This window comes from Pseudomonas sp. Sample_14, from assembly GCF_004307515.1.
In the GTDB taxonomy this organism is placed as follows: Bacteria; Pseudomonadota; Gammaproteobacteria; order Pseudomonadales; family Pseudomonadaceae; genus Aquipseudomonas; species Aquipseudomonas atacamensis.
In genome coordinates this window covers 33,924-58,476 of the sequence record NZ_RCOC01000005.1, presented here as the reverse complement: position 1 = coordinate 58,476, position 24,553 = coordinate 33,924, and the positions used below count along the sequence as shown (strand labels likewise).

At 56.2% G+C, this 24,553-nt stretch carries 20 protein-coding genes; 4 read left to right on the top strand and 16 right to left on the bottom strand.

Annotation, left to right across the window (positions count from 1 at the left end; translation table 11 throughout):
- Positions 1 to 122 precede the first annotated feature (122 nt).
- The 3 genes from D8U61_RS00805 to D8U61_RS00795 all read left to right on the top strand — a co-directional run bounded on the left by D8U61_RS00805 (position 123) and on the right by D8U61_RS00795 (position 4,617).
- The gene (locus D8U61_RS00805) at positions 123 to 1,052 is read left to right on the top strand and encodes a hydrogen peroxide-inducible genes activator (protein WP_024014805.1); all 930 of its coding nucleotides are present in this window, start codon (positions 123 to 125) and stop codon (positions 1,050 to 1,052) included.
- A gap of 9 nt (positions 1,053 to 1,061) precedes the next feature.
- Complete coding sequence (gene recG, locus D8U61_RS00800) at positions 1,062 to 3,137, top strand: ATP-dependent DNA helicase RecG (protein ID WP_130926268.1); 2,076 nt, start codon at positions 1,062 to 1,064, stop codon at positions 3,135 to 3,137.
- A 79-nt stretch (positions 3,138 to 3,216) separates the two neighbouring features.
- The gene (locus tag D8U61_RS00795; RefSeq protein WP_073470910.1) at positions 3,217 to 4,617 is read left to right on the top strand and encodes an aminoacyl-tRNA deacylase and HDOD domain-containing protein; all 1,401 of its coding nucleotides are present in this window, start codon (positions 3,217 to 3,219) and stop codon (positions 4,615 to 4,617) included.
- A gap of 84 nt (positions 4,618 to 4,701) precedes the next feature.
- Here the strand turns inward: D8U61_RS00795 and D8U61_RS00790 are convergent, their stop codons facing one another.
- A complete protein-coding gene (locus tag D8U61_RS00790; protein WP_130926267.1) occupies positions 4,702 to 7,269 on the bottom strand; it encodes a hypothetical protein in 2,568 nt (855 codons plus the stop codon).
- A 187-nt stretch (positions 7,270 to 7,456) separates the two neighbouring features.
- A complete protein-coding gene (locus D8U61_RS00785) occupies positions 7,457 to 7,840 on the bottom strand; it encodes a hypothetical protein (RefSeq protein ID WP_007920327.1) in 384 nt (127 codons plus the stop codon).
- Between the two features lie 434 nt (positions 7,841 to 8,274).
- On the opposite strand from D8U61_RS00785, the gene D8U61_RS00780 reads away from it, so the two are divergent.
- Positions 8,275 to 8,637: a DUF6124 family protein gene (locus D8U61_RS00780; RefSeq protein ID WP_130926266.1), complete on the top strand. Its 363-nt coding sequence runs from the start codon at positions 8,275 to 8,277 to the stop codon at positions 8,635 to 8,637.
- 58 nt (positions 8,638 to 8,695) lie between these two features.
- Here D8U61_RS00780 and D8U61_RS00775 read toward each other — a convergent pair whose 3' ends face one another.
- The 14 genes from D8U61_RS00775 to D8U61_RS00710 all read right to left on the bottom strand — a co-directional run bounded on the left by D8U61_RS00775 (position 8,696) and on the right by D8U61_RS00710 (position 24,517).
- Positions 8,696 to 9,133, bottom strand: a complete 438-nt coding sequence (locus tag D8U61_RS00775; RefSeq protein WP_130926265.1) for a hypothetical protein — start codon at positions 9,131 to 9,133, stop codon at positions 8,696 to 8,698.
- A 64-nt stretch (positions 9,134 to 9,197) separates the two neighbouring features.
- A complete protein-coding gene (locus D8U61_RS00770; protein ID WP_130926264.1) occupies positions 9,198 to 10,286 on the bottom strand; it encodes a tetratricopeptide repeat protein in 1,089 nt (362 codons plus the stop codon).
- Positions 10,287 to 10,344: 58 nt separating this feature from the next.
- On the bottom strand, positions 10,345 to 11,103 hold the full coding sequence (locus D8U61_RS00765; RefSeq protein ID WP_130926263.1) for a lysozyme inhibitor LprI family protein: 759 nt from the start codon (positions 11,101 to 11,103) through the stop codon (positions 10,345 to 10,347).
- A gap of 2 nt (positions 11,104 to 11,105) precedes the next feature.
- Positions 11,106 to 11,969 carry a tetratricopeptide repeat protein gene (locus tag D8U61_RS00760; RefSeq protein ID WP_130926262.1) on the bottom strand — a complete coding sequence of 288 codons (864 nt, stop codon included), beginning with the start codon at positions 11,967 to 11,969 and terminating at the stop codon, positions 11,106 to 11,108.
- 4 nt (positions 11,970 to 11,973) lie between these two features.
- Positions 11,974 to 12,429, bottom strand: coding sequence for a hypothetical protein (locus D8U61_RS00755; protein ID WP_130889120.1), 456 nt, complete (start codon positions 12,427 to 12,429; stop codon positions 11,974 to 11,976).
- 88 nt (positions 12,430 to 12,517) lie between these two features.
- Positions 12,518 to 13,222, bottom strand: a complete 705-nt coding sequence (locus D8U61_RS00750; protein WP_241663584.1) for a hypothetical protein — start codon at positions 13,220 to 13,222, stop codon at positions 12,518 to 12,520.
- Between the two features lie 20 nt (positions 13,223 to 13,242).
- Positions 13,243 to 15,693 carry an alpha/beta hydrolase gene (locus D8U61_RS00745; protein WP_130926261.1) on the bottom strand — a complete coding sequence of 817 codons (2,451 nt, stop codon included), beginning with the start codon at positions 15,691 to 15,693 and terminating at the stop codon, positions 13,243 to 13,245.
- A 9-nt stretch (positions 15,694 to 15,702) separates the two neighbouring features.
- The gene (locus tag D8U61_RS00740) at positions 15,703 to 17,097 is read right to left on the bottom strand and encodes a TIGR01777 family oxidoreductase (protein WP_130926260.1); all 1,395 of its coding nucleotides are present in this window, start codon (positions 17,095 to 17,097) and stop codon (positions 15,703 to 15,705) included.
- 139 nt (positions 17,098 to 17,236) lie between these two features.
- Positions 17,237 to 18,601, bottom strand: a complete 1,365-nt coding sequence (locus D8U61_RS00735; RefSeq protein ID WP_130926259.1) for a lysozyme inhibitor LprI family protein — start codon at positions 18,599 to 18,601, stop codon at positions 17,237 to 17,239.
- 20 nt (positions 18,602 to 18,621) lie between these two features.
- Positions 18,622 to 19,083 (bottom strand): hypothetical protein, encoded by a 462-nt coding sequence (locus D8U61_RS00730; protein ID WP_130901940.1) that lies wholly within the window; start codon positions 19,081 to 19,083, stop codon positions 18,622 to 18,624.
- Between the two features lie 55 nt (positions 19,084 to 19,138).
- The gene (locus D8U61_RS00725) at positions 19,139 to 19,519 is read right to left on the bottom strand and encodes a hypothetical protein (RefSeq protein ID WP_241663583.1); all 381 of its coding nucleotides are present in this window, start codon (positions 19,517 to 19,519) and stop codon (positions 19,139 to 19,141) included.
- Positions 19,520 to 19,566: 47 nt separating this feature from the next.
- Entirely contained in the window at positions 19,567 to 20,340 is a 774-nt protein-coding gene (locus D8U61_RS00720; protein ID WP_241663580.1) for a lysozyme inhibitor LprI family protein, read from the bottom strand.
- Positions 20,341 to 20,799: 459 nt separating this feature from the next.
- The gene (locus tag D8U61_RS00715) at positions 20,800 to 21,654 is read right to left on the bottom strand and encodes a tetratricopeptide repeat protein (protein ID WP_130926258.1); all 855 of its coding nucleotides are present in this window, start codon (positions 21,652 to 21,654) and stop codon (positions 20,800 to 20,802) included.
- On the bottom strand, positions 21,644 to 24,517 hold the full coding sequence (locus D8U61_RS00710) for a hypothetical protein (RefSeq protein ID WP_130926257.1): 2,874 nt from the start codon (positions 24,515 to 24,517) through the stop codon (positions 21,644 to 21,646). The genes D8U61_RS00715 and D8U61_RS00710 overlap by 11 nt, the downstream gene beginning before the upstream one ends.
- Between the last annotated feature and the right edge of the window lie 36 nt (positions 24,518 to 24,553).

The following is a 24,553-nucleotide window of genomic DNA, read 5'->3' as shown; positions in this document are numbered from 1 at the left end:
TTTTGCATATCTGCCAGCGGCAAACCGTCCTCGACCGGTGTCGCACTCAGCCCGCAGTCTGATAACGTGCGTCTATCGATTGCAGCCGGTATGCTTGGCGCGCATCTTCATGGACGCTTGCTATGACCCTCACAGAATTACGCTACATCGTTACCCTCGCCCAAGAGCAGCACTTCGGCCATGCCGCCGAGCGTTGCCACGTCAGTCAGCCGACGCTGTCGGTGGGCGTGAAGAAACTTGAAGACGAACTCGGTGTGCTGATTTTCGAGCGCAGCAAAAGCGCCGTGCGCCTGACCCCGGTCGGCGAAGGCATCGTCGCCCAGGCGCAGAAGGTCCTGGAACAGGCCCAAGGCATTCGCGAACTGGCCCAGGCCGGCAAGAATCAGCTGACCGCGCCGCTGAAAGTCGGCGCCATCTACACCGTCGGCCCGTACCTGTTCCCGCATCTGATTCCACAACTGCACCGGGTTGCCCCGCAGATGCCGTTGTACATCGAAGAAAACTTCACCCACGTGCTGCGCGACAAACTGCGCAACGGCGAGCTCGACGCGATCATCATCGCCCTGCCGTTCAATGAAGCCGACGTGCTGACCCTGCCGCTTTACGACGAGCCGTTCTACGTCCTGATGCCGGCCCAGCACCCGTGGACCAAGAAAGAGTCCATCGACGCCGGCCTGCTCAACGACAAGAGCCTGCTGCTGCTCGGTGAAGGCCACTGTTTCCGCGATCAGGTGCTCGAGGCCTGCCCGACCCTGACCAAAGGCAACGACGGCGCCAAGCACACTACGGTGGAATCCAGCTCGCTGGAAACCATTCGCCATATGGTCGCGTCCGGCCTGGGCATCTCGATCCTGCCGCTGTCGGCAGTGGACAGCCATCACTACGCCCCCGGCGTGATCGAAGTGCGTCCACTGACCGCGCCGGTGCCGTTCCGCACCGTGGCGATCGCCTGGCGCGCGAGCTTCCCACGGCCGAAAGCCATCGAGATCCTCGCCGACTCCATTCGCCTGTGTTCGGTGGCCAAGCCTGCCGCGCCGGTTACGGCCGGTTAAGCGAGCGTCATGACGGAGCTGTCGCAAGTGTCGGTGACGGCACTCAAGGGTGTCGGCGAGGCCATGGCCGAGAAACTGGCAAAGGTCGGCCTGGAGAATCTGCAGGACGTGCTGTTCCACCTGCCGCTGCGTTATCAGGATCGCACCCGCGTGGTGCCGATCGGTGCATTGCGGCCGGGACAGGACGCCGTGGTCGAAGGCACCGTCAGCGGTGCCGACGTGGTCATGGGTCGCCGGCGCAGCCTGGTCGTGCGCTTGCAGGACGGCACCGGCGGGCTGAGTCTGCGCTTCTACCATTTCAGCAATGCGCAGAAAGAAGGCCTCAAGCGTGGCACGCGGGTTCGCTGCTACGGTGAAGCCCGGCCCGGCGCCTCAGGCCTGGAAATCTATCATCCGGAATACCGCGCGATCACCGGCGATGAACCGCCGCCAGTGGACGAAACCCTGACCCCGGTCTATCCGCTCACCGAAGGCCTGACCCAGCAGCGCCTGCGCCAGCTGTGCATGCAGACCCTGACACTGCTCAAGCCGAGCACCCTGCCGGACTGGCTGCCGACCGAACTGGCCCGCGACTATCAACTGGCGCCGCTGGCCGATGCGATCCGCTACTTGCACAATCCGCCCGCCGACGCCGATGTCGATGAGCTCGCCCTCGGCCATCACTGGGCGCAGCATCGCCTGGCTTTCGAAGAACTGCTCACCCATCAACTGTCGCAGCAGCGTCTGCGTGAAAGCATGCGTTCCCTGCGCGCGCCAGCGATGCCGAAAGCCACCAGGCTGCCGCCGAAATACCTGAAGAACCTCGGCTTCAACCCCACCGGCGCGCAACAGCGAGTCGGCAACGAAATCGCCTATGACCTCAGCCAGCACGAACCGATGCTGCGGCTGATTCAGGGTGACGTTGGCGCGGGCAAAACCGTGGTTGCCGCCCTCGCCGCGTTGCAAGCGCTGGAGGCCGGTTATCAGGTCGCGCTGATGGCGCCGACCGAGATTCTCGCCGAACAGCACTTCATCACCTTCAAGCGCTGGCTCGAGCCGCTGGGCATTGAAGTCGCGTGGCTGGCCGGCAAGCTCAAGGGCAAGAACCGCGTCGCCGCTCTGGAGCAGATCGCCAGCGGAACACCAATGGTGGTAGGCACCCACGCGCTGTTTCAGGACGAAGTTCATTTCAAGAACCTCGCATTGGTGATCATCGACGAACAGCACCGCTTCGGCGTGCAACAGCGTCTGGCATTGCGGCAGAAAGGCGTTGGCGGGCGCATGTGCCCGCACCAACTGATCATGACCGCTACGCCGATCCCGCGAACGCTGGCAATGAGTGCCTACGCCGACCTCGACACCTCGATCCTCGACGAGTTGCCGCCCGGGCGAACGCCGGTCAACACCGTGCTGGTCACCGACACCCGCCGCGTCGAAGTCATCGAGCGAGTACGCAGCGCCTGCGCCGAAGGGCGACAGGCCTATTGGGTGTGCACGCTGATTGAAGAATCCGAAGAGCTGACTTGCCAGGCCGCCGAAACCACGTTCGAGGACCTCACCGCCGCCCTCGGCGAATTGAAAGTCGGGCTGATTCACGGGCGCATGAAGCCGGTTGAAAAAGCTGCGGTGATGGCCGAGTTCAAGGCCGGCAACCTGCAACTGCTGGTCGCCACCACCGTGATCGAAGTTGGCGTCGACGTGCCCAACGCCAGCCTGATGATCATCGAAAACCCCGAGCGGCTCGGCCTCGCGCAACTGCACCAGTTGCGCGGTCGGGTTGGTCGGGGCAGCGCGGCCAGCCATTGTGTGCTGCTCTACCACCCGCCGCTGTCGCAGATCGGCCGTCAGCGTTTGGGCATCATGCGCGAGACCAACGACGGTTTCGTCATCGCCGAAAAAGACCTCGAACTGCGCGGCCCTGGGGAAATGCTCGGCACCCGTCAGACCGGCCTGCTGCAATTCAAGGTCGCCGACCTGATGCGCGACGCCGACCTGCTGCCCGCCGTGCGCGACGCCGCCCAGGCTTTGCTGGAGCGCTGGCCGACCCACGTCAGCCCACTGCTTGACCGTTGGCTGCGCCATGGGCAGCAATACGGCCAAGTGTGAGCACCGTCGCAGTTTGTGCAGGATCGTTCCTACAGAGCTGGTTATACTCCTGCCATTGTTTCAAAAACGGATACAGACCATGACCGAAGCTGCTCTCGTCCCCGAATCTCCGCAAGCTCCGTCTGTTATTCGGCTGCTGCTCAACAAGCTGGGCGTTGCCTACGAAGAAGTGCTCGACCACCACGGCCTCAATGCCTCGCGCAAGGTGCAGGCCGTGTTGCTGGACGACGCCGTGGGCGCGTTGATGGTGCTGTTTCCACAGAGCCAGTTGCTGGATCTCAACCGCCTCGCCGAACTCACTGGTCGCCGCCTTACAGCCGTGTCCACCGAGCGCCTGGAAAAGATGCTCGGCAAACACAATCTGAGCCTGCTGCCGGGCCTGCCGGCGCTGACCAGTTCGCCGTGCCTCTACGAAGAAAGCCTGCTGCGCGAGCCGAAGCTGCTGATCAACTCCGGCGAGCCGGGCCTGCTGCTGGAAATCAGCAGCGAAGACTTCAAATCGATGCTGACCAAAGCCAGCGCCGCCAACTTCGGCGAAGCCCTGAGCAGCATCCGCCCGAACCTCGACCGCCCGGACGATGACCGCGAGGAAATCACCCAGGCTGTGCAGGCGTTCACCGCGCGGCGCATTCAGCAACGTCTGGAAGCGACCATCGAGATTCCACCGCTGGCCGAAACCGCGCAAAAAATCATCAAGCTGCGCGTCGACCCCAACGCCACCATCGACGACATCACCGGCGTAGTCGAAACCGACCCGGCGCTGGCCGCGCAAGTGGTGAGCTGGGCGGCGTCGCCGTACTACGCCTCGCCGGGCAAGATTCGCTCGGTGGAAGACGCAATCGTTCGCGTGCTGGGTTTTGATCTGGTAATCAACCTCGCGCTGGGCCTGGCCCTCGGCAAGACCCTGAGCCTGCCGAAAGACCACCCGCAACACACCACGCCGTACTGGCAGCAGTCGATCTACACCGCCGCCGTCATCGAAGGCCTGACCCGCGCCATGCCCCGCGCCCAGCGCCCGGAAGCCGGCCTGACCTACCTCGCCGGTCTGCTGCACAACTTCGGTTACCTGTTGCTGGCCCACGTCTTTCCGCCGCACTTCTCACTGATCTGCCGCCACCTGGAGGTCAATCCGCATCTGTGCCACAGCTATATCGAGCAACACCTGCTGGGTATCAGCCGCGAACAGATCGGCTCGTGGCTGATGCGCTACTGGGACATGCCCGATGAACTGGCCACCGCCCTGCGCTTCCAGCACGACCCAAGCTACGACGGCGCCTACGCCGAATACCCGAACCTCGTCTGCCTGGCCGTACGCCTGCTGCGCAGCCGCGGGATCGGCTCCGGGCCGGATGAAGACATTCCGGATGCCCTGCTTGAACGCGTCGGCCTGAGCCGTGACAAAGCCAACGATGTCGTCAGCAAAGTGCTTGAGGCTGAAGTGCTGTTGCGTGAACTGGCTTCGCAGTTCAGCCAGGGCTGAAAAGCTCGCGGGCAAGCCCGCTCCCACAAGATCGATGCGATCCCCAGGAGCGGGTGTGTTGCGGCCAACTGTTGATTGGCGTAATCAACCTCGGTACCGAATCACCCAGCCCTGCGGATTCGGGAAGCTTCCAATGAAATACCCTCCCACTACAATTCGGCCGTCCGTCAAAAGCGCCATGTCATGAAGAGCTTCCAGGACGCCGTCCTCGTCGAAAATACTGAACCCTGTGCCATTGAATGACAGGTCTGGTGTTCCGTCTGCCAAAAACTTCGCCGTGATCGCACTCGGATCATCGTCAGTTACTCCGATCCCGGTATCGCCGCTGACGACGATTGAACCGTCAAGTCGCGCCACACAGTGCAACCACCTCAAGCCTTGCGGGACGAAGTCGGAGAACAATGGTTTACCGTCATTGAATACGAGATTGTAGGAGCCTTTGGACGTGAGGACCGCAATCACTCCACGCATGGCACCGTCCCTTACGGCAGACCCTGCAAGAACAATTTTGCCATCCACAATTGAAATGGCGGACAGGTGGATATCGTCCTCTCCAGAGATGATCACGACGCCGTTACCGTTCTCGCCAAATTCCCTGTCGATCTGGCCGTTAGCGTCGAATCGAATGACGTAAGCGCCCGAAGAGGGTCCGCTGTAGCTGCCACCAACCACTACACCGCCGTCAGGTTGATGCGCGACCACCTGCGCAGAACTGTGCTGGTGTGCAATGCCAGCGAGTTCGACAAACGCGAATCCCGCACCATTGAATGTGATGTCGTTGAAGCCATCCGGATTGAGCCGCATGACGATGCCACTCAAACGGCCAGTGCCGTCTTCGACGGAGCTGACCAGCAGGATTTTCTTGCCCTGCTGCAAAACAGCGTCGCCGCCATGACCCGCGCTCCCCATCTGCGCATAAGGAAGGTAACGCACACCCTGGTCAGCAAAGTCCTGATCCAGCCGCCCGTCTTGGTCTTGTTTCACAACAACCAGCCCAGCAGAAACAACAGGCCCATTGCTCTGGTACTCGGCGCGAACGAGCCAACCACCATCCGGGAACGGCGTCAGCTCGAGCATCGAGTGCATATATAGACCGTCCTTGAGTGAGATCTCGACGAATCCGGTCCTTTCTTCACCAAACTCAAGGTCCAGTTGGCCGTTCTCCAGAAGCCGGGCGATCAGCGTTTCCAGGCCATCCTTGCGTCGACGGACAGCCACCAGCAACTTGTTGTCGGGCAGCGCCAGCAGCGCTCTTACGTCAAACTCAGACAGTCCTCCAAGGGGGAATCTGACGATGCCGCTGTCACCAAAAGACGGATCAAAATCAAGCGTGCCACCCGTCAGGTTTGCGCTGAGATAGCGAGTGATCCAGCCATCCACCCGTGAAGGATCAGACAGGCTGGTGTGGGTCATGGACACCACTATTCGGCCGTCCTCCATGATTGCCAGATCCCGAGGAAACACTGGCCCCGCGACGTCATCGAAGAGCGTATAGCCAATACCGTTGAAGGCCGTGTCCAGTTTGCCGTCAGCAAGAAAGCGCGCGGTCATTACCGCTGAATCCCCGGCACCAACGACAATGATCGAACCGTCGAGCTGTGATGTATGCCACCACGTCAATCCGTCTGGCAGTAACGGGGAAAACAGAGGCTGGCCATTATTGAATACAAGATTGGATGCTCCACTGGCGTTCAGCACAACCACTAACCCGCCGTGGACGTTTTCTTGCCAGGCATCACCGACCGCAACGATCCGGCCATCACTTCCGCGCACCGAAATGGCTTTCAGAGAGCGCTCGCCATCCTCGTTGAAAAGCAGCTTCGCTTGTCCGTTGTTGAATTCCTTATCCAACTTCCCCGCTGCGTCCAAACGTGCCAGAAAAACTCCGGAGCCTGTCTCACCATTCTGAAAGGATCCGCAAACCAGCACCTTGCCATCGGCTTGAACAGCGATAGCGCCGGCGGTGCTCGAGGTGGCACCGACATCCACCGAGACGTAGCCCGCGCCGTTAAATGATTGATCGAGCGAGCCGTTCGCCAAAAGACGCATCACGACGGGCGATGGCCATGGCTCATCGATCAGCAGGAAATGGAGCAGGACGATTTTGCCATCGGCCTGCTGAACTGGAGAGCCGGTAAAGGCATTTGTAGCGGGGGACTTTTGGCTTGACTTCGCCCCTGCCGACGACGCAAGCGTGGAGCCCGGGATCGTGTAGAAAGAAAATAAACTCACGCCTTTATCGCCGAACGAATCGTCCAGCTCACCGTTGCCTTTCAAGCGGATCATTGCTTGGCCAGCGTCGACGGCCTTCTGCGTGAAGTATTGAACGCGCACCAGCCAGCCGCCGTCCGGCAACGCATCGAGTCCAAACACGGTGCTGATGCTAGCGCCGTTTATAGATATCTCGACGAAACCCGTGTCATGGCTTCCGAAGGACTTGTCGAGCGTCCCGTCTTCGTTCAATCGGGCGATGGCCAGCAGCGCGTCACTTCCTTCCAGAGGAAGTACGACCAATAACTTCCCGTCGGGAAGGGCCAAAACAGCTGCAGCCTCATGGCTCGCAATGCCCGGTATCGGCAACTTCAATAAACCATTCAGGGCGAAAGAGGGATCGGGGGTACCTGGGGTGGTCAAGTCCTGAGCCTGAGTCATGTTCTTGCTCCATCAAGTGCGTTGCGTCCTTTCGGGACCGGAGCTTGAGTAGAGCATCGCGAAGATGAGCAAAGCACCTGACAGAAATGACAGTACGACCGTCTTTACAGGCCTGAATAACGACTTTGCGAGCCAAAGAACGCACGATCCTTCATCGTGCTTCGCTTGAAGCCAACCCGAAAAAATCTCAAGCCTTGGCCTTCGCCTTCCTCGGCTTCAAATACTTCATCAACCCCTGAAACCACATCACCAGCGCCGGATTGCCCTTGAGCTGGATCGACTTGTCCTGAATCCCCTGCATAAACGCCAACTGCTTGTTCTTCGCCTGCATCGTCGCAAAGCCATAACCGGCATCTTTAAACGCAATCGCAAACGCCGGCTCTGCCACCACGCCAGACTTGCTGGTGATGCGCTGATCCTTGACCACGAAATGCCGCGCCACTTTCCCGTCCAGCGTCTGCAGCTGAAACACCAGATCCTTGTCACCCAACTGCTGCTGGAACGCAGGATTTGTCCGGCTGGCCTTACCCATCAACAAACCCATCATCCACAGGAGAAAACGAAATTTCATGCGCACAGCCTCAAAAGGAAAATGAACGGCCGGGGCAGTGTAAGGGATTCGGACGATAACGCCAGTATCTGACTCTATTGGAAGAGGATGCAGACCATTTCCCGCACGATGACCGCCAAGTCACGATTCAGCGCTCGCCCACTGATCGTTCCCCCGCTCTGCGTGAGAATGCATCCCGAGACGCTCCGCGTCTCACCACTCACCTTTCCTACACCTGAAGAAACACATCCGTGTAGGAGCTAGCGAAGCCTGCGATCTTTTGCTCTTCCGGCCCGCGAATCCATGGGAAATTTCCTGCAAAGTGCGGGGCTGTCCGTGAACTAGGCGAGCTTGAAGATCACCGATAGGCTTTCTGCGTCATCGGGCATTCGGTGACCGGATGTGCAAGTCCGAATTCGGGAGCAATTTCTTCTTACTCCAAGGGATTTACACCGATGACCAATTCAACGACAAACACCGAGGACACCTCCCCCTACGAATCCTTCGATTCAAGAAAACTACATGAAGCCGCCGAACGCGCCCTCGATCACCACTTCGGCAAATCCGACCTCCCTCAGGCCCCGCGCCGTGAAGGCTTGTTCAGCCTGAACCCGGACATCGACGCCGAAGCCCTCCTGGCCAACGCTTCGGAAGACCTGCTGTCTATCAGTATCATCGCTGCGGATCTTGCGGACGACATAGATGGCTCACGCCGCTCGGTTGCATTGGCATTGAGTAGGATGGCGGACGGGGTCAGATTGATGGTGGAAGGGACGCTCGACCAGATTGAAGTGCGAAGCGTGGCGGCGAAGCCTTAGCGAGATTCACGGATGAAAAAGAGGGGGCGTTGAGCCCCCTTTCTCGATGATCCCTGTCTTACCACCGACAGCCTGTCTCTGGAGATGCATCCATGGTGATGTCTTGTTCAAATGAATACTTATTTCCGGATTTGTAGTTCGTGTAAGTCATCCGGTAAATTCGAGCACCCTGGCTGACCATTTCGTATTCGCCTGTCAGCGAGTCTTCGGACACTTCTACCCAAGTTGTCGTGAACTGAGAAGGCCGCCCCTCTGCCATGACTTCCTCTTCGACACTCCGATAGACAAGTGGAATGACCTTTCGGGACTTCGTGTACTTGACCCCTGCTCCGCTCCACCGTGAGACGGTGTCGTAATAGGATCGAAACTCGAAATTGATGTTCTTGCCTTCCAACGAACGGAAGCAGGAAACCTCGGTGGTAACCTCACCTAGGGCAGTCAGCGGTATTAGAAGAAGCGCAGAAATAAACGCAAACGACGATTTCAAACCGATCATTCCTTAGCGACTTATGGGCAATTGAAAGTGCTTTTCTGCGAACTATACGGGAATAGGGCCCGAATCATTTCTTGGAGAGTCCAGCACAGCGCTCACCCACCCTCGCCGGGATCTTCGAAACCTTCCCCGCTTCAGACATTCGCGATGCGTATTGCTTGTACGCCGCCACCGCCCGCTCTTTATCGTTCACGGCCCAATAACTGTCAGCGAGATTCAGGTAAGCAACCGTCCTGTTTGGGTGGTTGGCAATCACTGCATTGAGCAACTCAATCGACTCAGCGTAGTAACCCGCCTCGCCGAGCAGAAAACCGAGGTCGTTGGACCAGCCTGGACGCTGCGGGTAGTAGTACTTTGCGACGATATAGCTATCCGGGGGACAAGTGTCATGCGAGCCACCGTCCATCAACGCGTAGCTCATCGTATCCTTGAAGGAAGAGTCATCACCCTTTCGGTAGGCCGCCAGCGCCATATCCAGCAAATCAGCCGAATTGACGGTCATCAATTTCTTTCTAACGCCCTCAATACTGCCAGTACGAGCAACCTGCAGCTTCTGCAGCACTTCACGCCCATCGAAAGAAGCGAGAGTGATAGGCCCCAGTGTCTGCACCGGCAACTCCACTACGCTAACAAGCGACCGGTCACAGGAGTCGTTGTTCGCCACTTCCAGCAGAGCTTTCAGCTCAAACTGCTTTGAGCCTCTATTGAAGGCGAACAACAGGTTGAAGTTGTAAACCGCGTTATCTTCCTCGCTGGTTACCAGCGCGATGTAATCCCCAGCCTCAACGAACGGCTGCTTGACCACAGCTTCCTCAGCCTGTGGATCAATGACGGTCATGACGCCAGGGCGACCTTTGAGTACATGGACGCTGAAGACACCTTGAAGCGCAGACGAGTACTGACTCTTGATCAGAGGCAGCGCCTTCGACGTATCGAGCAATATGTCCTCATTACGTGCCTGCACCGGCGCAATCAACAACCGGTTGGAGGCCTCGTCCGCATCTCCTGCCAGAACAAATACGTTTTGCCGTGATGCATCACCCAACAAGCTAGCCGGAATTTCCTTGAGGACTTGGGGCGCAGCAAGCGCGGGAGAACCCGGTACAGCGAGACAACAAGTTAGAGCGCAGAGAACGCTCTGCAATACGCGTTTCACTTTCTTCAATCCTTGATTCAATCAAATGATGTCCAAATACGTCCCAATTGAGCCCCGATTAGGCACCGGGTTCAGGCGCGCCGCATTTCAGCTCTTTGATTTGCTCGTTCTTGATCGGAATCACACAAGCAAGGCGCTTCTCTCCGAGCCCACGAAGCTCCGTCAAACTGAGCGTCACGTGCAACCCATCCTCGGCAAACACATGATCCTCAAACCCGGCATCGGCATAGTCCGTCCAAAATGCCTTGCCCTCGAAACTGCAAAACCGCTTGGAGGACAGCACTCTCCAACCGCCGTTGGGCGCCAGTATCTGGACCGTCAGGCATGGGCTGCCAAAGGTGCTGACATAACGTGCCACGACATCGCCGAAGCGCTGAGAGCCGGACAGGTACACCTTGTTGAGATCGACCACATTACCCGGCTCATCAGCGACGATTGTGTCCAGGTAGGCCGCACGCTCCAGACTTATTCTGGCCATGCAGTTGCTGATCGTCGTGACATGCGCTGCCACCCCAGGCTCGATTTCCGTGGCTTCAAGCGGGCACGTGGTGTCGCGTAGCTTGATCCAGGCGCGCTGGGATTCTCTGGCCAAGGCGACCAGCGCCTTACCCTGCTCAGGGTCGCGCCGTTGTTGAGCCTCAAACCGTCCCAGCAGCTTCTTGTAGCTGGCATTGAGTTGCGTGTCGGCTTCTTTGCGAGCTGCCTCCACACACCGATCAACCTGGGCGCTAACGGTGATTTCTTTGCAGTCGTCCTCGGCCATCGCAAAAGAGGCAAACAGGCATCCAAAGGACAACGCGATAAAACGCGCAAACATGTTCAATTTTTCATTCCCTGAATGACGGATCGCTCAACGACACGTTGAGGTATTTTCTGCGCCTTGCCGTCGGCTCTCATCGCGTCGCGGTACTGGCTGTAATAGCGCTGCGCTTCATCTTTGCGATCAAGGCGCCAGAGCGAGTCGGCAATGTTCAACATCAGTACCGTGCGCTTACCAACGGCCTCAACGCCGCGATAAAACTTCAGCGCCAACTCATCTCTACCGCCCTCGGCCAAATAGAAGGCCAAGTCGTTGAAAGCTTGAACATTGCGCGCCGGTGGGTGACAAGCCATATAGGACTCTGGACTTATAGTGCGAAGATTGAATTCGAGTTCTTCCACGCGAGATTGCGGCATCTCAATATTTGAGACCTTCTTCAATAAGTCCTTTGGAGACGGCGTCTGCATGACGAGGTCAGACGCATCCTCTTCTCCGGAAGTCCACCGATTGCCCTCCCACTTGCCGTAGCAAAACCTGGCTACGTGCTGACTGAGCACGCAACCGGTCTCCATCGAAATGACCCCGCAACCAGTTTCCTCTGTCGGGATTTCTTCACCCTCTTGGCCAATGACAACGCCATACAGAGTCTGAAGGAGGAGCAATGTTTTCTTGTCGGGACTTAACCAAGCCTCATGCGTTTCAGTACCCACCGCGGGTACATAGAGGGGAAACGTTTTTCCATTGGCGGTAATCGAGGCAACCGCCGACTCCGCAGCAGGCCTGCCCCATGTCTTGTCCTTCAGCGTCACTAAGTGCCCGCCAACCCCCACGATCTGAATATTTTCAGACAAGGCATTGGCTGAAGCTAACAGGCCCATGACAAACATCAACCGCTTAAGACTGCCCGCGAGAAGACGGTTCATCCACTCACTCCTCATCCATCGGCGACGATTCCACATCGGTCATGCTCAGCAGCCGAAACTCATTGTTCACGAACTCGTAGTAACGATCCCGATTACCACTTTCCAAAGCATTCCCCTGCGCATCTTCTTCGCCGTCGAGCGTGATGCCGGACACGATGACCATGCGACTATCGGGCTGGTAGACCATGCCGAAGGTGCTGCCGTCGTAAGCATTCGGCAGACCGCCAACAACCTCACCGGTCTGGGCGTCCAGCACTTCGCCGCAAATGGCGCTGCCGCCACAGCCGAGCCTGTGAAGGATGTAATGGCCGGCGAAGTTGACCTTGCCTTTCAGGGCTTGCACCCGTGCCTGATCCATCATTGGGCTGCTGTTCTCTTGCGGCACCAGCTTATGGTTAGGGCCGGTGAAAACTGGCGTGACGGTGTAATCCTTGAAGGCTGGATCGGCAGCGAATGCCATGGACGCGGCAGCCAATATCAAGCTGCCGAGAAGAACCGAAAATCCTTTCACGCTGTAGCTCCGTCGACGTAATGCATTTTGGGGATGTTCATTCGAAGGCAATGACGCGCACCGCGTTCTTGATTTGCTCGAACCCTTCGTTGCTGATCGCCAGCGGGGCGGATGAACCCGATTCCGCCGAGCCAATCAGCACGTCTTTGCCCCTCAGCAGGCAAAAAGCGACGCGGGTTATGTGCCGTCGTGACTTGTCGTGGAAACCGAAAATGAATCCCGAAGAGTTCTCCCCGCCCCATTGCTCAAAGGTATAGGTGTTCGCACGACCGGCCAGCGAATTGGGCACCCAGCCCTGATCGGTAAGGGTCGCCGGACACCTGCGGTCGTTGTCGTCACGCAGGATTTGCACCGCAAACGCATCGTCTTCCGGGGGTTTCCAGTCGGTGAGAAGCGAAAAGTACTCCGAGTTTTCACACATCAAACCAAACCACGGCTGGCTCAGGTCGCCGTGTTTCTCGAAGTGCCAGTCGGCACCACTCGACGTCTGCGCTTGCCACAAGCCAGGAGCGCTGGACGGTTTTGGCAGTTGTTTGGCTGCGATAAATACCGAATAGAAATCGTCGAACTTCAGCCATTGGTTCTGCAGCAGCGGCATGGAGAACCGACACGACCCCATGTCTACAACTGTCTCGGTCGGGCCTTGCGCAACCGGCGACTGGCCGGGCTCGTTACCGACCAACACAGCACTTGCGGCAGTCACATAACCCACCTGTAAAAGCGCGACCAGACCAAAGATCAATTCGCGGAGGTATCGTAGTTTCACTTCGCATCCTTCGAATTGATCAATTCCAACTCCCCATCCCGATACACCACCTCACACCCCACCCACGCCGGATCCACCTGCGGCATCACCGCCGACGGCTTGCGCAACTCCCGCAACAACGTCGAGCCATGCGACAAGCGCCCACCCATCCGCGCAATCACCGCCCGCGCAGTTTGGTAGTGTGCATGCCGCCCGGGATCGAGGGTGTCTTCGAGCAAGATGTCGGCGCCGAGGATGCCCTGCACCTGCCCCGGATAAATCATGAACCCGGTCGCCAGCTCCGCACCTTCACGACCGTCCTGCCAAAAGCTGCCATCGCGGGTGCGCATATCGGGGTGCGGTGCAAACCAATGTTCGCGATCCGCCAGCGGCATGGCGTGGTGCAGGCGGAAGAAGATGCGCATGAGGTTGTCGCGGTACCACTCGCGCACTTGCAGGTAGTAACCGCGAAGGCCCGGCAGGCCCGTCGAATGCGCGAGGCGGATCAGTCCAGACCATTGCGGGAATGGCTGTAGCGGCAGATCGCTCGACGCGGGCCGAGGGGTGGCCGGATCGGTTTCCCACGGCAATCGATGCGGACTGTTTTCAAGGTTGTCGTAAGCAGTCGGCGGGCGGCCCAACGCGTCACCGCCGCTGCTGGCCAGCGCCGTGGCGATGCACAGATTGCCTTGCACCACGAACACGTAAAACCGGGTGAACCAGTCTGCGAGTTGTTGACCATCGGCAGCTTGGGCGACGAGTTCAGCCAGTTCCTGATCGAAGCGCTGCAAGCCATTTTCAAGGTTCAGCAAATGGCCGCGAGCCTTGCGTTGCATACGCAAAAACAGCGGCAACGAACGCAGTATCTTCAGCGGTTGCCACGGCAGATGCGGCGTCGCACCGCCGACTTCACCGGCGTAGTTAGCGGCGCTAATGCCCCAGTCGGCGAGTCGGGCGAGGAACAGGTCGTTGTTGATGTAGGACGCGCCGCCGAACACGGCGGTGAACGGCTCGTTGTCCTGCAACACCCGCGCATCCCAACGCGCCATGATCGCCGGAATACTTGCCGCTGCCCGGCGCTGGGCGTACTCCACAAAAACGCTCGGTTGCGGTGGCAGGATCTCGGCGATGTTGGCGGCGGTCAGGTGCCGGCGCCAGCCGTAGTCGCTGATCGGCCGGTATTGCAGCAGCCAGAGTTGCGAGCCATCCCAGGCCCATTCGACGTCGCCGGGCACATAGTGGAATACGCGCAGTACGTCTTGCAAAAAGCGCCAGAGCAGGTCTTCGGTCAAACCGTGGGACGGCGTGAACGTGCCGCTGCGCCACGCATCGCCGAGTCGCGAAAGCGTTGCCCGAGAGGGGCTGACATGACCGTCAGCCAGCGATTCGAGATGGCCTTCAACCCACTCCAGTTCTACCGAGAGATGGCGCACGAACGCGATCCCGGAAACTAGCGGCGTGATGAAGCGTTGCACCACCACTTCCTCGACGCCTTCGGCCGTTAGCTCGGCGATGCGTTTCGGCACATTGGCGGACGGCTCGCGCAGATAGGTTGTGCTCAAACCGGCATTCGCCGAATCGGCCTGATCCTCGCCATAACTGGAGGAGCGCACCGCCCAGGTCACATCAGGTTGAGCAGCGAGAAATGCTGGCAGACGCGGATCGCTGCAATCGTTGAGGGTCAGCGCTGCCGGCACCGCTTGCCGCGCCAGTTCAGCCAGGCGCAAACGCCCGCCCTTGGTGTGAGCGACAAACCCGCGCTCGCCCGACTCCAGCCACTGCGCGAACTGCGCAGGCGAGTCGATCCACGGGTAATGACCCCAACCAGATTTGAGGCTGATGGTCAGATCAGCGCGCGCAAGAATCGCCGACCACGCCGCAGCTTGCTCGATGCCGAGTACAGCGTCCTGATCGCCCCAAACCAACTCGACCGGATCGCTGATCCACTCCAGCAGCGGCAACGCAGTATCGGCGCGAACCAGATCCCAGTGCGGCACAAACGCACGACAGCGCGCATAGCCGGCGCCCATGCGCTGGTACTGCGCGGGCGTCCAGGTCTGGTTGGAAAACTTGCGCGCGAACAGCGTGGGTTTGTTCGACAGCAGCCAGTGGATGGTCTTGCGGATCGGAAGCGATGACATCAGCGCCGGCAATCGACGCTGCCACAAAAACGCACCGACCGGCGCCAACAAAACGCTGCGGGAAAAATGTCCGGGCCGACGCTGCAACGCATGCAATACAAGCAAGGCATTGACCCCGACCGCCATGATCGCGCTGCCCTTCTGCGTCATCGCCAACAAGGTCTGCGCGTAGTCCGCGAGATCCTCGCAAGGCGGCTGCGGATTCGCGCCGAAGCCCGGCAACTCCAGCGGCACCACGTCGTAGCGCTGAAAGTGCGGCAGCGCGTCATCCCACCAATCGGCAGCGCTGCCGTTGCCGGCCAGCAGGTACATCAACGGCTTGCTCATGGACGATCCTCAGGTCAGATCGCGCAGGGCCGCGTCGAGGATTGGATAGCGGAATGTGTAGCCAGCCTCGGTCAAACGCTGTGGCACCACGCGCTGACCGTCGAAAAACAGCTGCGCCATCTCCCCCGCCATTGCACGCACTGGCGCGGCGGGAATGTGGAACCACACAGGACGCTTGAGGACCTTGCCGACCTGCTCGGCGAACGCGGCCTGACTGACCGTTTCCGGCGCGACCATGTTGTAGGTGCCGCGCAGACTGTCGTCGTTGAAAGCCCGCGCGATCACCTGAAGCACATCGTCGCGGTGCACCCAGCTCATGATCTGCCGACCGTCACCCATGCGCCCGCCGAAACCCAGGCGGAATGGCAGCAGCAACGGCGTCAACGCACCGCCGGGGCCGAACACCACGCCGAGACGCAGCACTACCTGACGCACGCCAAACTCGGTGGCCGGTTGCGCGGCGGCTTCCCAACGCGCGCAGAGTTCGGCCATGAAACCGTCGCCCTTGCTGGCGTGTTCGTCGAGGCTTTCGCTGGCATCGCGCACGCCGTAGAAACCGATGGCCGAGGCTTGAATCCATAGCGCGGGTTTGTGCTTGGTGTTCTTCAGCCAGGTCATCAGCGCTTCGGTGGTGCCGACTCGGCTGGCGAGCAATTGCGCCTGACGTTTGGGAGTCCAGCGTGGGCCGGCGACAGGGGCGCCGGCGAAATTGATCACTACGTCGAAGGCTTCGTCATGACTGAGTTCGATGAGTGAATGCACGCAGCGGACGCGGCCGTTGAATAGATTGGCCGCGCTCAACGGATCGCGCGTCAGTACGCTGACCGAATGGCCCGCGTCGAGTAATCGATTGACCAAGGCTTCGCCGATGAACCCGGTGCCGCCGGTGATCAGCACGCGTTTGAAAGCGCTGCCGGCAAACGGGTTGGATTGGCTCGGTGTCTTTACTGCAGGAGGCTTCCGGCGATCATGCCGATACAGCCAGAACAACGGCGGCAACAACACCAGCAACGCAAAACCGTCGAGCCACAAGTGCGACCAGACCTGTTGTTGCGCTGAAAGCCACATGTCCTGCGGCGCCCATAACAGGATGCCGGCGCTCAACCAGCCCCAGACTGCCGGGGCTTTCAAGCGATTGCCCAAGTGCACCAGCGCGAGCATGTACAGCGAATAACTTTGCAACGTCGCGCCGAACAGCGCGAGCCACCAGACTTGTTGTTCGTGGCCGGCGGTGGGAACCGCATCGGCACCCCAGAACGACAGTTCGAGGACTTGCAGGTAGCCATCGAGCAAGCCGGAGTCACCGGCCCAGGTCAGGGTAAGACCGGCGAGGATGTGCGTGATCGCAGCGGCATATAGCCAAAGCACCAACGCTGGGCGAAGCGAGGAAGAAGAGGCTGGCATTCCGTGTCCTGAGCGGGTTCCTTGGGGGTGGGGAGTTTAAAGGAAAATCGGGGTCGTCAGATGCTCAAGCGTTAAACGTTTTAGGGTAAGGGATTCAGACAAAACTTGTGCAAAACCGCCTCAAACAGGCGCTCGAAATTCAAATGCAGTGGCTGACTTTGATCGGCGCCGTGGCTGACGATCCCAATCGCCCCACGTTGAAGACGCCCAACTGGTCACCTTTGTCAGCCGCCATTTGATAACAGGCTAACGCCCGCGATATATCCTTCGTTCCTAACTCCCCACCCTCAAAGGTAGAGGCCAGGTAATTCATCGCGTCCGTGGAGCCCATGGTAATCGCCCGCATAACCTGCTCTTCTGCCTGCTTGGGGTGAAGGCAAGGGCCGTTATAGTCGGTGGAGTTTCCTGAACAAAGAAACGTCGCATAGCCCATCGCACCCTTTGGTATTTTCGAAGCCGCTTTGAATAAAACCTCAACCTTAGGGGTTTCCAACTGAGATGCCATTTGCGAAAGACTCAGGCTTGCCGCCGACAGGCTCGCCTGTGCATCACCCGACTCAGCAGCACACACAAAATTCTCCAGGGACGCTTCAATCAGCTCCGCAGTCAGCCGGTATTGCTCAAGAAACCCCAGCCCACCTAAAGCTTCAGCACGCTGATCACAGAAGTTCTCGGCGCGGCTCATTCCTGGATTACGTGTTGCGACAAGATCCTTCTCACTGATCGACCAATCCTCAATCCCCTCAAGCACCCAGCACGCCTGACGAGAGAAGTTGAAGATTTTCACATTGCTGTTACCCGCCCGTTTATCCACAACGTTGACGTGACTGTCGTCGACCTCTTCGATCTCGACTCCAGGTGTCTTGCCGGGTGTGATTGCAGCCATCAGCGGATAGGTGAACGTTGTTCCACTAACTCCCGAGGTCGAAGGCTCAAAGGTACTACGTTCCTTTCCCGCCACCGGTTTCAACACCAGGGACTTGACCGTCATTGCAGTGAGACGGCGCTGTGATTCGCTGCTGGCGGAAAACGCCGTCAGGAACGGCGCGAACTCCTCCGAGGGGCAAGCGCCGCTGGCCGGCGCCGTCGAAGCGCTCTTGTCGGATGCAAGAGCAGGGACAATCTTGTCCAGATACGCCGAGCGCTCACGACTCATTCTGGCGATGCACGAGTTGACAGCGAACACATGCGCCGGCATCCCCGTCTCGATCTCGAACGCCTCCAAAGGGCAGTTCGCATCGCGCAATTTCAACCACGCACGTTGCGATTCTTTAACCTTCGCCGCGTACTCCGCACCCAACGCCGGATCTGTTCGATAGTCAGACTCAAGCCGCGTCATCAACTGCTTGTAGCTGACATTCAACTGCGTATCGGCAGCCTTCTTCGCCGCCTCCGAGCAGGGCACCATTTCCAGGCTTGAGGTGACATTGCGGCAGTCGTCCTGCGCGTAGGCAGCTGAAGCCGGCAGCAGTAAGCCCAGAAGGGTTAAAACAAAACGGTTCACTGTGTTCTTCCTTGAGTCATTCAGGTTTTGCGTTTGGTGAATCGGGTGATGCATTGCTTGGGCATGTTCATTTCCCAGTAGGTGCTGAGCAACGCTTTACGCTTTTTGTCGACGCGCAGGTTAACGAATCCATCGCCGCAGTCCGGCTGTAACTCTTCGAAGGTGCCGGTTATGGCTTGATAATTGAACACTCGGTAGTAGTCATAAGTGCCCATGCCGTCATCGAGCTGCCAGATCGCGAAATCCTTGGCGCCGTCGAAGTTGAAATCATCGAACTGCATGTGGAGTTCGTTTTCGGCTTCAAAATCGATTGTTCGCGACTCGCTGTGCGTTTCGCTTTTAACCGCGATGCTCAGCTTGGAGCCTTCGAGAACCAGCGTCGCGTCGACGCCTTTGGTTGGACTGAACGTGGTGGTTTCGGCTAACGCCGGGATCGTCCACATCAGGCCGAGCAGTGATACCGCAAGAGTTTTGAATTGCATGTACTCGCCCTACTCCCACTTGCATCCGGACTCCAGAGAAGAGTCGATGCTGGTGTTATTTCCGAAATGAAAAAACCTTGCCGTTAGACCTCTTCGTGTAAGACATCGAGACGATGTGCGTCCCTTGAGACACGAACTGATAGGTTCCCGTGACGTTGCCGTTGATGACTTCAGACCAGGTTGTGGTGCTCTGCCAAGGCGCATCGGGACTGAGCATCTCGTCCTCGTAATCCGTCAGCACAATTGAAATGGGTTCGCTGGACTTGGCGTACTTGACGAAGCCACCGGACCATTTGCTGGCTTCGTCGTAGTAGGTACGGAGTTCGAACTTTACCGGGCTCGATTGGGATAGTTCGAAGCAAAGTGATTCGGTGGTGACTGCGCTTTGAGCGCCTAAAGGAAATAGCACAAAAAAGAGAAAGAAAAGTTTGTTCATGCTCATCCAAGTCGACGCTTTCGCGCGAATGCTCTGGCTTGTCCGTTTCAACGTCTGCTCTTGTCCGGTGCCAAAGCCAATTGGCGAGCACGCTCTATCGTCGCGCGAATTAGGCAGGCATCGGACCACTCACCGAAAACTGATTTATGCAATTTCGGGTCGGCCTGGCACTCCGCATCTCGAAATTTCATCCAGGCTCTTTGAGTTTCCCTCAGTGCTTTCTGACCGCTTTCGTCCAGCCGACTCATACGATCCCGATATACAGAATTCAGCAATGCATCCGCGTCAGGAACCATCAGATCAAGAACACCATTTCCCGAGGGAAACCACTCAACGTCGGCCAATGCCTGTTCGCTCTCATTGTTCCAATTGTAGAGGCCGTTTTCTTCGATCTTCAGTGTGGCGGATCGCTGATGGTGATTCGTCGGATCGCTCTCGCTGACCTCCGAGCGATAAACAATTTCCAAATAGATAGGGTCGGTTGTGCGCTGAGGATCATTCAATAGCGTTTGCCGAACAATGGCCCGTTGCTTTTTGCTCTCCGTGATCTCTATCGAAAAGCACGGATCCGGCCCAGGACGCTCTGCGGACGCCTTCCTCTCCAGGCATTGATTTCGCACCGCCATTGAAGGGGTATCCGAACCGCCACCCACATCAACGACTCTGACAAGCAACCGGACTTCCGGGTCCTTGGAAAAGTCGGCCTGAAGGATGGTGGCAATCATCGTGCCCTCAGCCATGACCACAGGCGACAGTATTGAAAGTAAAAAAATGAGGCTGAATCTGAAAATCTGCATTCCTTGGCGTCCGTAAAAACTCATTGATCCGTTCAATTCTGAAGGGGCCTGCGACAGAAGATAGAGTCAGAACCGACAAACGGGCCAGATCTATTTAAGTTCTCAACCAAATTCAAAGCGATCGAACGCAACAAATAAATCCGTCCCCTTTTCCTCAGTCCCCTCCGCATATATATAAATAGCAAAAGCAGCAAGAGTCGGATCATTTGTGTATATCTCAAAATAAATAAACTAGCAAAAAATGGAAAATAAGGAACGCCGTAGTCAGGCAACGTTTTTTGGTCATTACTAAAACGTGGCCTTTCCTAATTTCACTGATCATTAGGCGCAGAGAATGAAGTAATTTGTAAGCCCACTCATGAACAGCCATTTTTTCGAACAATTACTAACCTATTACCTACCCATTTCGCCTATGCAGCCAGTCTATAAAAGACTGGCTCTTTTCATAAGTAAAACGATCACTAATGCCTCATATCATCCCACCTACTTCAATCGTTCTGCAACTCGCGCGGGCATTTTCCCCAGCAGGCCTTTCTTTGCCATCGCCGAACGATAATCAACGTAATAGCCCATTGCTTCTTCGTGTTTACCAAGCGCCCAGAGCGAATCTGCCACATTAAGCTTCAACGGTACCCTATTCGCTGCAAGAGGAAGTAGACGCTCATAAATTTGCATTGCTAATAGGTGCTCACCACCCTGCGCAAAGTAGAACGCAACATCGTTATATGCTGGAATACTTTTTTCCGGTGGGTAACATGCCATATATGAAGGAACCCCCATAAAAACATAATCTTTTAATGCACTAGCACGAGATTCGCTTCCAGTAACTCCAGCCACGTTAGAAATCAATCGACTTGGTGGAACCCCTCCCGTAGCAGCATCAAAAACATCTCCTGTAGAGTCCTTCCACCGTTCATCCTGCCAAGCACCATCACACTGCTGCACTGAACCAATATTTTTAACACAACCTGTTTCTAGCGATATCACGTCGCAGTACGCTTGAGAGGAAATTTTTTTATTACCATCCCCATCAATAACTTCCCCAGCATTGGTTCTTTGAACGATCAAATATTTTTTCTGAGGAGACATCATGCTCACATCAGAACTGGCCACAACTCCTTCTTCTAAATTATCAGCCTTAGTAGGAATCGCGTAAATCTTGAATTCAGCTTTAGAGTTTTTAAACTCAACCTCACTCCACCCTCCAAATTTTTCGTTATACCCCGTAAAGCTTAACTTGCTATTGTTTATGCCAAGCAATCCTAAACTTGAATTCTCAGCATAACTAGGCTCAATAGCGAACAACGCCAAAACCGCGAACAAGAAATTATTGAACATTAACCGCCGCCTTCAACTTTTCATATCGATCTGATGGGTCCGTCATACCGACCCGATTAGGTCCATAAATATCGGTAATTTTTCGCTCATAGAGTGCGTGATTACTACCCCAGGTTGCCAAATCTTTACTTACAGTAGGGTTCTGTAAAAAAAACTTATTTAACGCACTTTTCAAATTTGCGCCCACGTTACCAGGACGATTGACGTGCTCATCTAAAACCGTAGCTAAGCCAAGTGTTGACAGAAATAGCTGCCCAACATTAAAGCTATACGTACTTATCGACTTGACACGAACATCTCTCAAGCGCTCAACAAATTCTGAGATTTGAAGCTCTACATATTCAGGCGATCCTACTGCACAAGACAAAACAGCTACTGGCTTACACTGAATTACATGTCCAAAATTAAACTCACCGCAGCCTTCCCTTAATTTATTCTTCAACGCCTCCCGCTCAAATTTTTCACCGTTTGAAAACTCAGCATCTTGATAGTATAGCCTAGGTTTATCTGAACTCAGGTCCAAGTGCCAGCCTTGATTTTCAAATAATTCTACATACTCTTCAGGATAGAGTTTTTTGAAATTTTTGATTTGAATCGGAAGCTCGCCCTCGCCATCGATATTGACAGTTTTTTGCATTGCGCCTGCAGATATTATTTCACTATCATACGCTTGAACAGTATTCACCTTCCCCTCATTTTCACACATGACGGAAATAACTTTTTTCTCAAAAGCTGATACGTTACTAGCGGCCTCTACAGCGCTCCATTGAGGAGCGTCCCCCAATTTTCCATTCCCCCAAGCTGCTGGACCATAACGACCATGGTATCTGGTAACTTTCACAACAGCATTGCAAGCACATTGTTTTTTTCGATCAAAATTAGCTATCAGAGCAACAACGTGTACGTGCCAAATTTTTCCATCTGAATTAAGGCTTACCTTTGCAGCAACTTCTTTCCACCAAGACAACGAATTGATTCGCTGCTTTTGCGCAACCCAATCTAAGTTCGGACGATCCGCTGAATGCCCCATTAGTTCATCTAGGGCATCCCATTTCGCCGCATCATAGAACCACTCACTTTCACACTTAGTGATAAGCTGGGATATAGATTGTGCAAACCAAGGCTTAGCAAGTGCTGCTTGGATTTCAGTAGATGTCAGCTTGTCGTTTTTATCAGAATCAATAATGTCGTACAACCCTTCCTTTACCGGGCCTTTAGTAGATTTACTAGCTAGAGGAACGAAGGTAGCTTTTTCTTCCTCGGTAAGCATATCGCGATCGTGAAGAAACGAAGAAAAGTGATCGGCATTACTGCCGGTCTCTTCAATAAATTTAAACCCGACCCATTCCCACGGTTTATGGCGAGTGGTCATCAAATCCTTTTCGCACACCCATCCGCTGATAGGATTTCCTTGGCCGTCACCCAGTATCCCTTCGAGGTGCCACCATCTAGTCGTACTTGTAGTTGCGGGAGCGTTGCCTGTGCTGGGGGTAGTGGTAGATTGTTTGATTTTTTTTGAATCCGGCAGGGCCTCTAAAACACTTGAGGGAACAACCAGATCATATCCAATCACCACACCGGCGTCGTTGGCTTGTGGTGGATTGGTCGCACTTATATCTGGGCGATGAGTAATTAGCTTCGTATCTTTGTGAATCTTTAACAGATTTTTTTGATCGTCTGGTAAAGCAGCAGCTGCACCTTGGCTAAGAGAAACAAATTTCTCAATGTCATCGCACGTGAATACTTCCACATGCACTAGGTTGCGAGGTGCTCCTTCATCGTGCTCTTGATAATGACCTGCAAATCCAACCAACGCACCAGCCTTAATGGTCACTGGTTCATCGAGCAAAACGACCTTCCCCATATCCTTTGGTTCAGTCTTAGTTTCAAGGGAGGGAAACCATACATAACCTCCAACATTGCCAGCTTCATCAGTAGCAAGTGCAGGAATTGGATTTCCACTCACAACTTTTACTAACTTTCGGTAGTTACCAACTGCACCCTCTTGGCTAATCTCAATCTGAGTGCCAGCAGGCAGTATCGACATAACCTCTCCGGTGGTCGAACCGCTCCTACGCACCCTCAACCCCTTGGCTTGATTAGCAGGAATGTTTTTCGCCAGCTCGCCAATCAAGTACTGATTTCCGCCTTTACTGTTCATTTGGGCTTTGAATACCCATCCGCCTATAGCCGCGGACTGATCAGCTTCAGGCGTCACACTCACAACTTTTAGCCATTTCCCATCTGCGCTCGCCTCTCCAGTGGTCACCGTGGTTCCACGGGGCAAAGTCGTCAGAATATTGCTGTAATCCGCGGATCCGGGAAGCCCTGCGCGCGCATTCAGGCCCTCAACGGGATCCTTCACATCCGCTTTTACTTGGTAGCCTCCATTAACCCAATATGACGGGCGCTCCAACATAGGCGTTTTCGTCCTGTAGCCATCCATGTCCAACAGATGCATATACAGGCTATAAAACGTCAATATCGGTCCCGCAGCTGGAGCAGGTGGCGGAGGTCCACCTGCTCCAGCAGGTGGTGCTGGAGGGGACGGCACCTCCAAGGCATGCTTAATCAGCACAAACCCTGTCGAAGCAAAAGCGGTACGGTCGGTATATACCGTGGCTGGATAAGTGTCATCGATCCGATAGGCAACTACTTGCCCATCAGCGATGCAACGAACCTCGCTCTGTGCCGAGACTAATCCGGAAGCCTCATCAAAATGCACGCCGCCATGCCACAAGCCATTGCTGCCAAGTGGGTAATAACCATCCTGCGCCTTCGCTAATGCCGCGTAATACTGCTGTGGATCTGTGCCACCCGCACCACCAATCTTTATTGGGTAAGACCACTTTTTAACTTTCACTGGCTCTGTCATTTGTACTTTTACCTAATCCTTTTT

Excerpts from the sequence above, each read along its gene's own strand:
- D8U61_RS00805 (WP_024014805.1), top strand. The coding sequence starts at position 123 with ATGACCCTCACAGAATTACGCTACATCGTTACCCTCGCCCAAGAGCAG.
- recG (WP_130926268.1), top strand. The coding sequence starts at position 1,062 with ATGACGGAGCTGTCGCAAGTGTCGGTGACGGCACTCAAGGGTGTCGGC.
- D8U61_RS00795 (WP_073470910.1), top strand. The coding sequence starts at position 3,217 with ATGACCGAAGCTGCTCTCGTCCCCGAATCTCCGCAAGCTCCGTCTGTT.
- D8U61_RS00790 (WP_130926267.1), bottom strand. The coding sequence starts at position 7,269 with ATGACTCAGGCTCAGGACTTGACCACCCCAGGTACCCCCGATCCCTCT.
- D8U61_RS00785 (WP_007920327.1), bottom strand. The coding sequence starts at position 7,840 with ATGAAATTTCGTTTTCTCCTGTGGATGATGGGTTTGTTGATGGGTAAG.
- D8U61_RS00780 (WP_130926266.1), top strand. The coding sequence starts at position 8,275 with ATGACCAATTCAACGACAAACACCGAGGACACCTCCCCCTACGAATCC.
- D8U61_RS00775 (WP_130926265.1), bottom strand. The coding sequence starts at position 9,133 with ATGATCGGTTTGAAATCGTCGTTTGCGTTTATTTCTGCGCTTCTTCTA.
- D8U61_RS00765 (WP_130926263.1), bottom strand. The coding sequence starts at position 11,103 with ATGTTTGCGCGTTTTATCGCGTTGTCCTTTGGATGCCTGTTTGCCTCT.
- D8U61_RS00760 (WP_130926262.1), bottom strand. The coding sequence starts at position 11,969 with ATGAACCGTCTTCTCGCGGGCAGTCTTAAGCGGTTGATGTTTGTCATG.
- D8U61_RS00755 (WP_130889120.1), bottom strand. The coding sequence starts at position 12,429 with ATGGCATTCGCTGCCGATCCAGCCTTCAAGGATTACACCGTCACGCCA.
- D8U61_RS00745 (WP_130926261.1), bottom strand. The coding sequence starts at position 15,693 with ATGAGCAAGCCGTTGATGTACCTGCTGGCCGGCAACGGCAGCGCTGCC.
- D8U61_RS00740 (WP_130926260.1), bottom strand. The coding sequence starts at position 17,097 with ATGCCAGCCTCTTCTTCCTCGCTTCGCCCAGCGTTGGTGCTTTGGCTA.
- D8U61_RS00730 (WP_130901940.1), bottom strand. The coding sequence starts at position 19,083 with ATGCAATTCAAAACTCTTGCGGTATCACTGCTCGGCCTGATGTGGACG.
- D8U61_RS00725 (WP_241663583.1), bottom strand. The coding sequence starts at position 19,519 with ATGAACAAACTTTTCTTTCTCTTTTTTGTGCTATTTCCTTTAGGCGCT.
- D8U61_RS00720 (WP_241663580.1), bottom strand. The coding sequence starts at position 20,340 with ATGAGTTTTTACGGACGCCAAGGAATGCAGATTTTCAGATTCAGCCTC.
- D8U61_RS00715 (WP_130926258.1), bottom strand. The coding sequence starts at position 21,654 with ATGTTCAATAATTTCTTGTTCGCGGTTTTGGCGTTGTTCGCTATTGAG.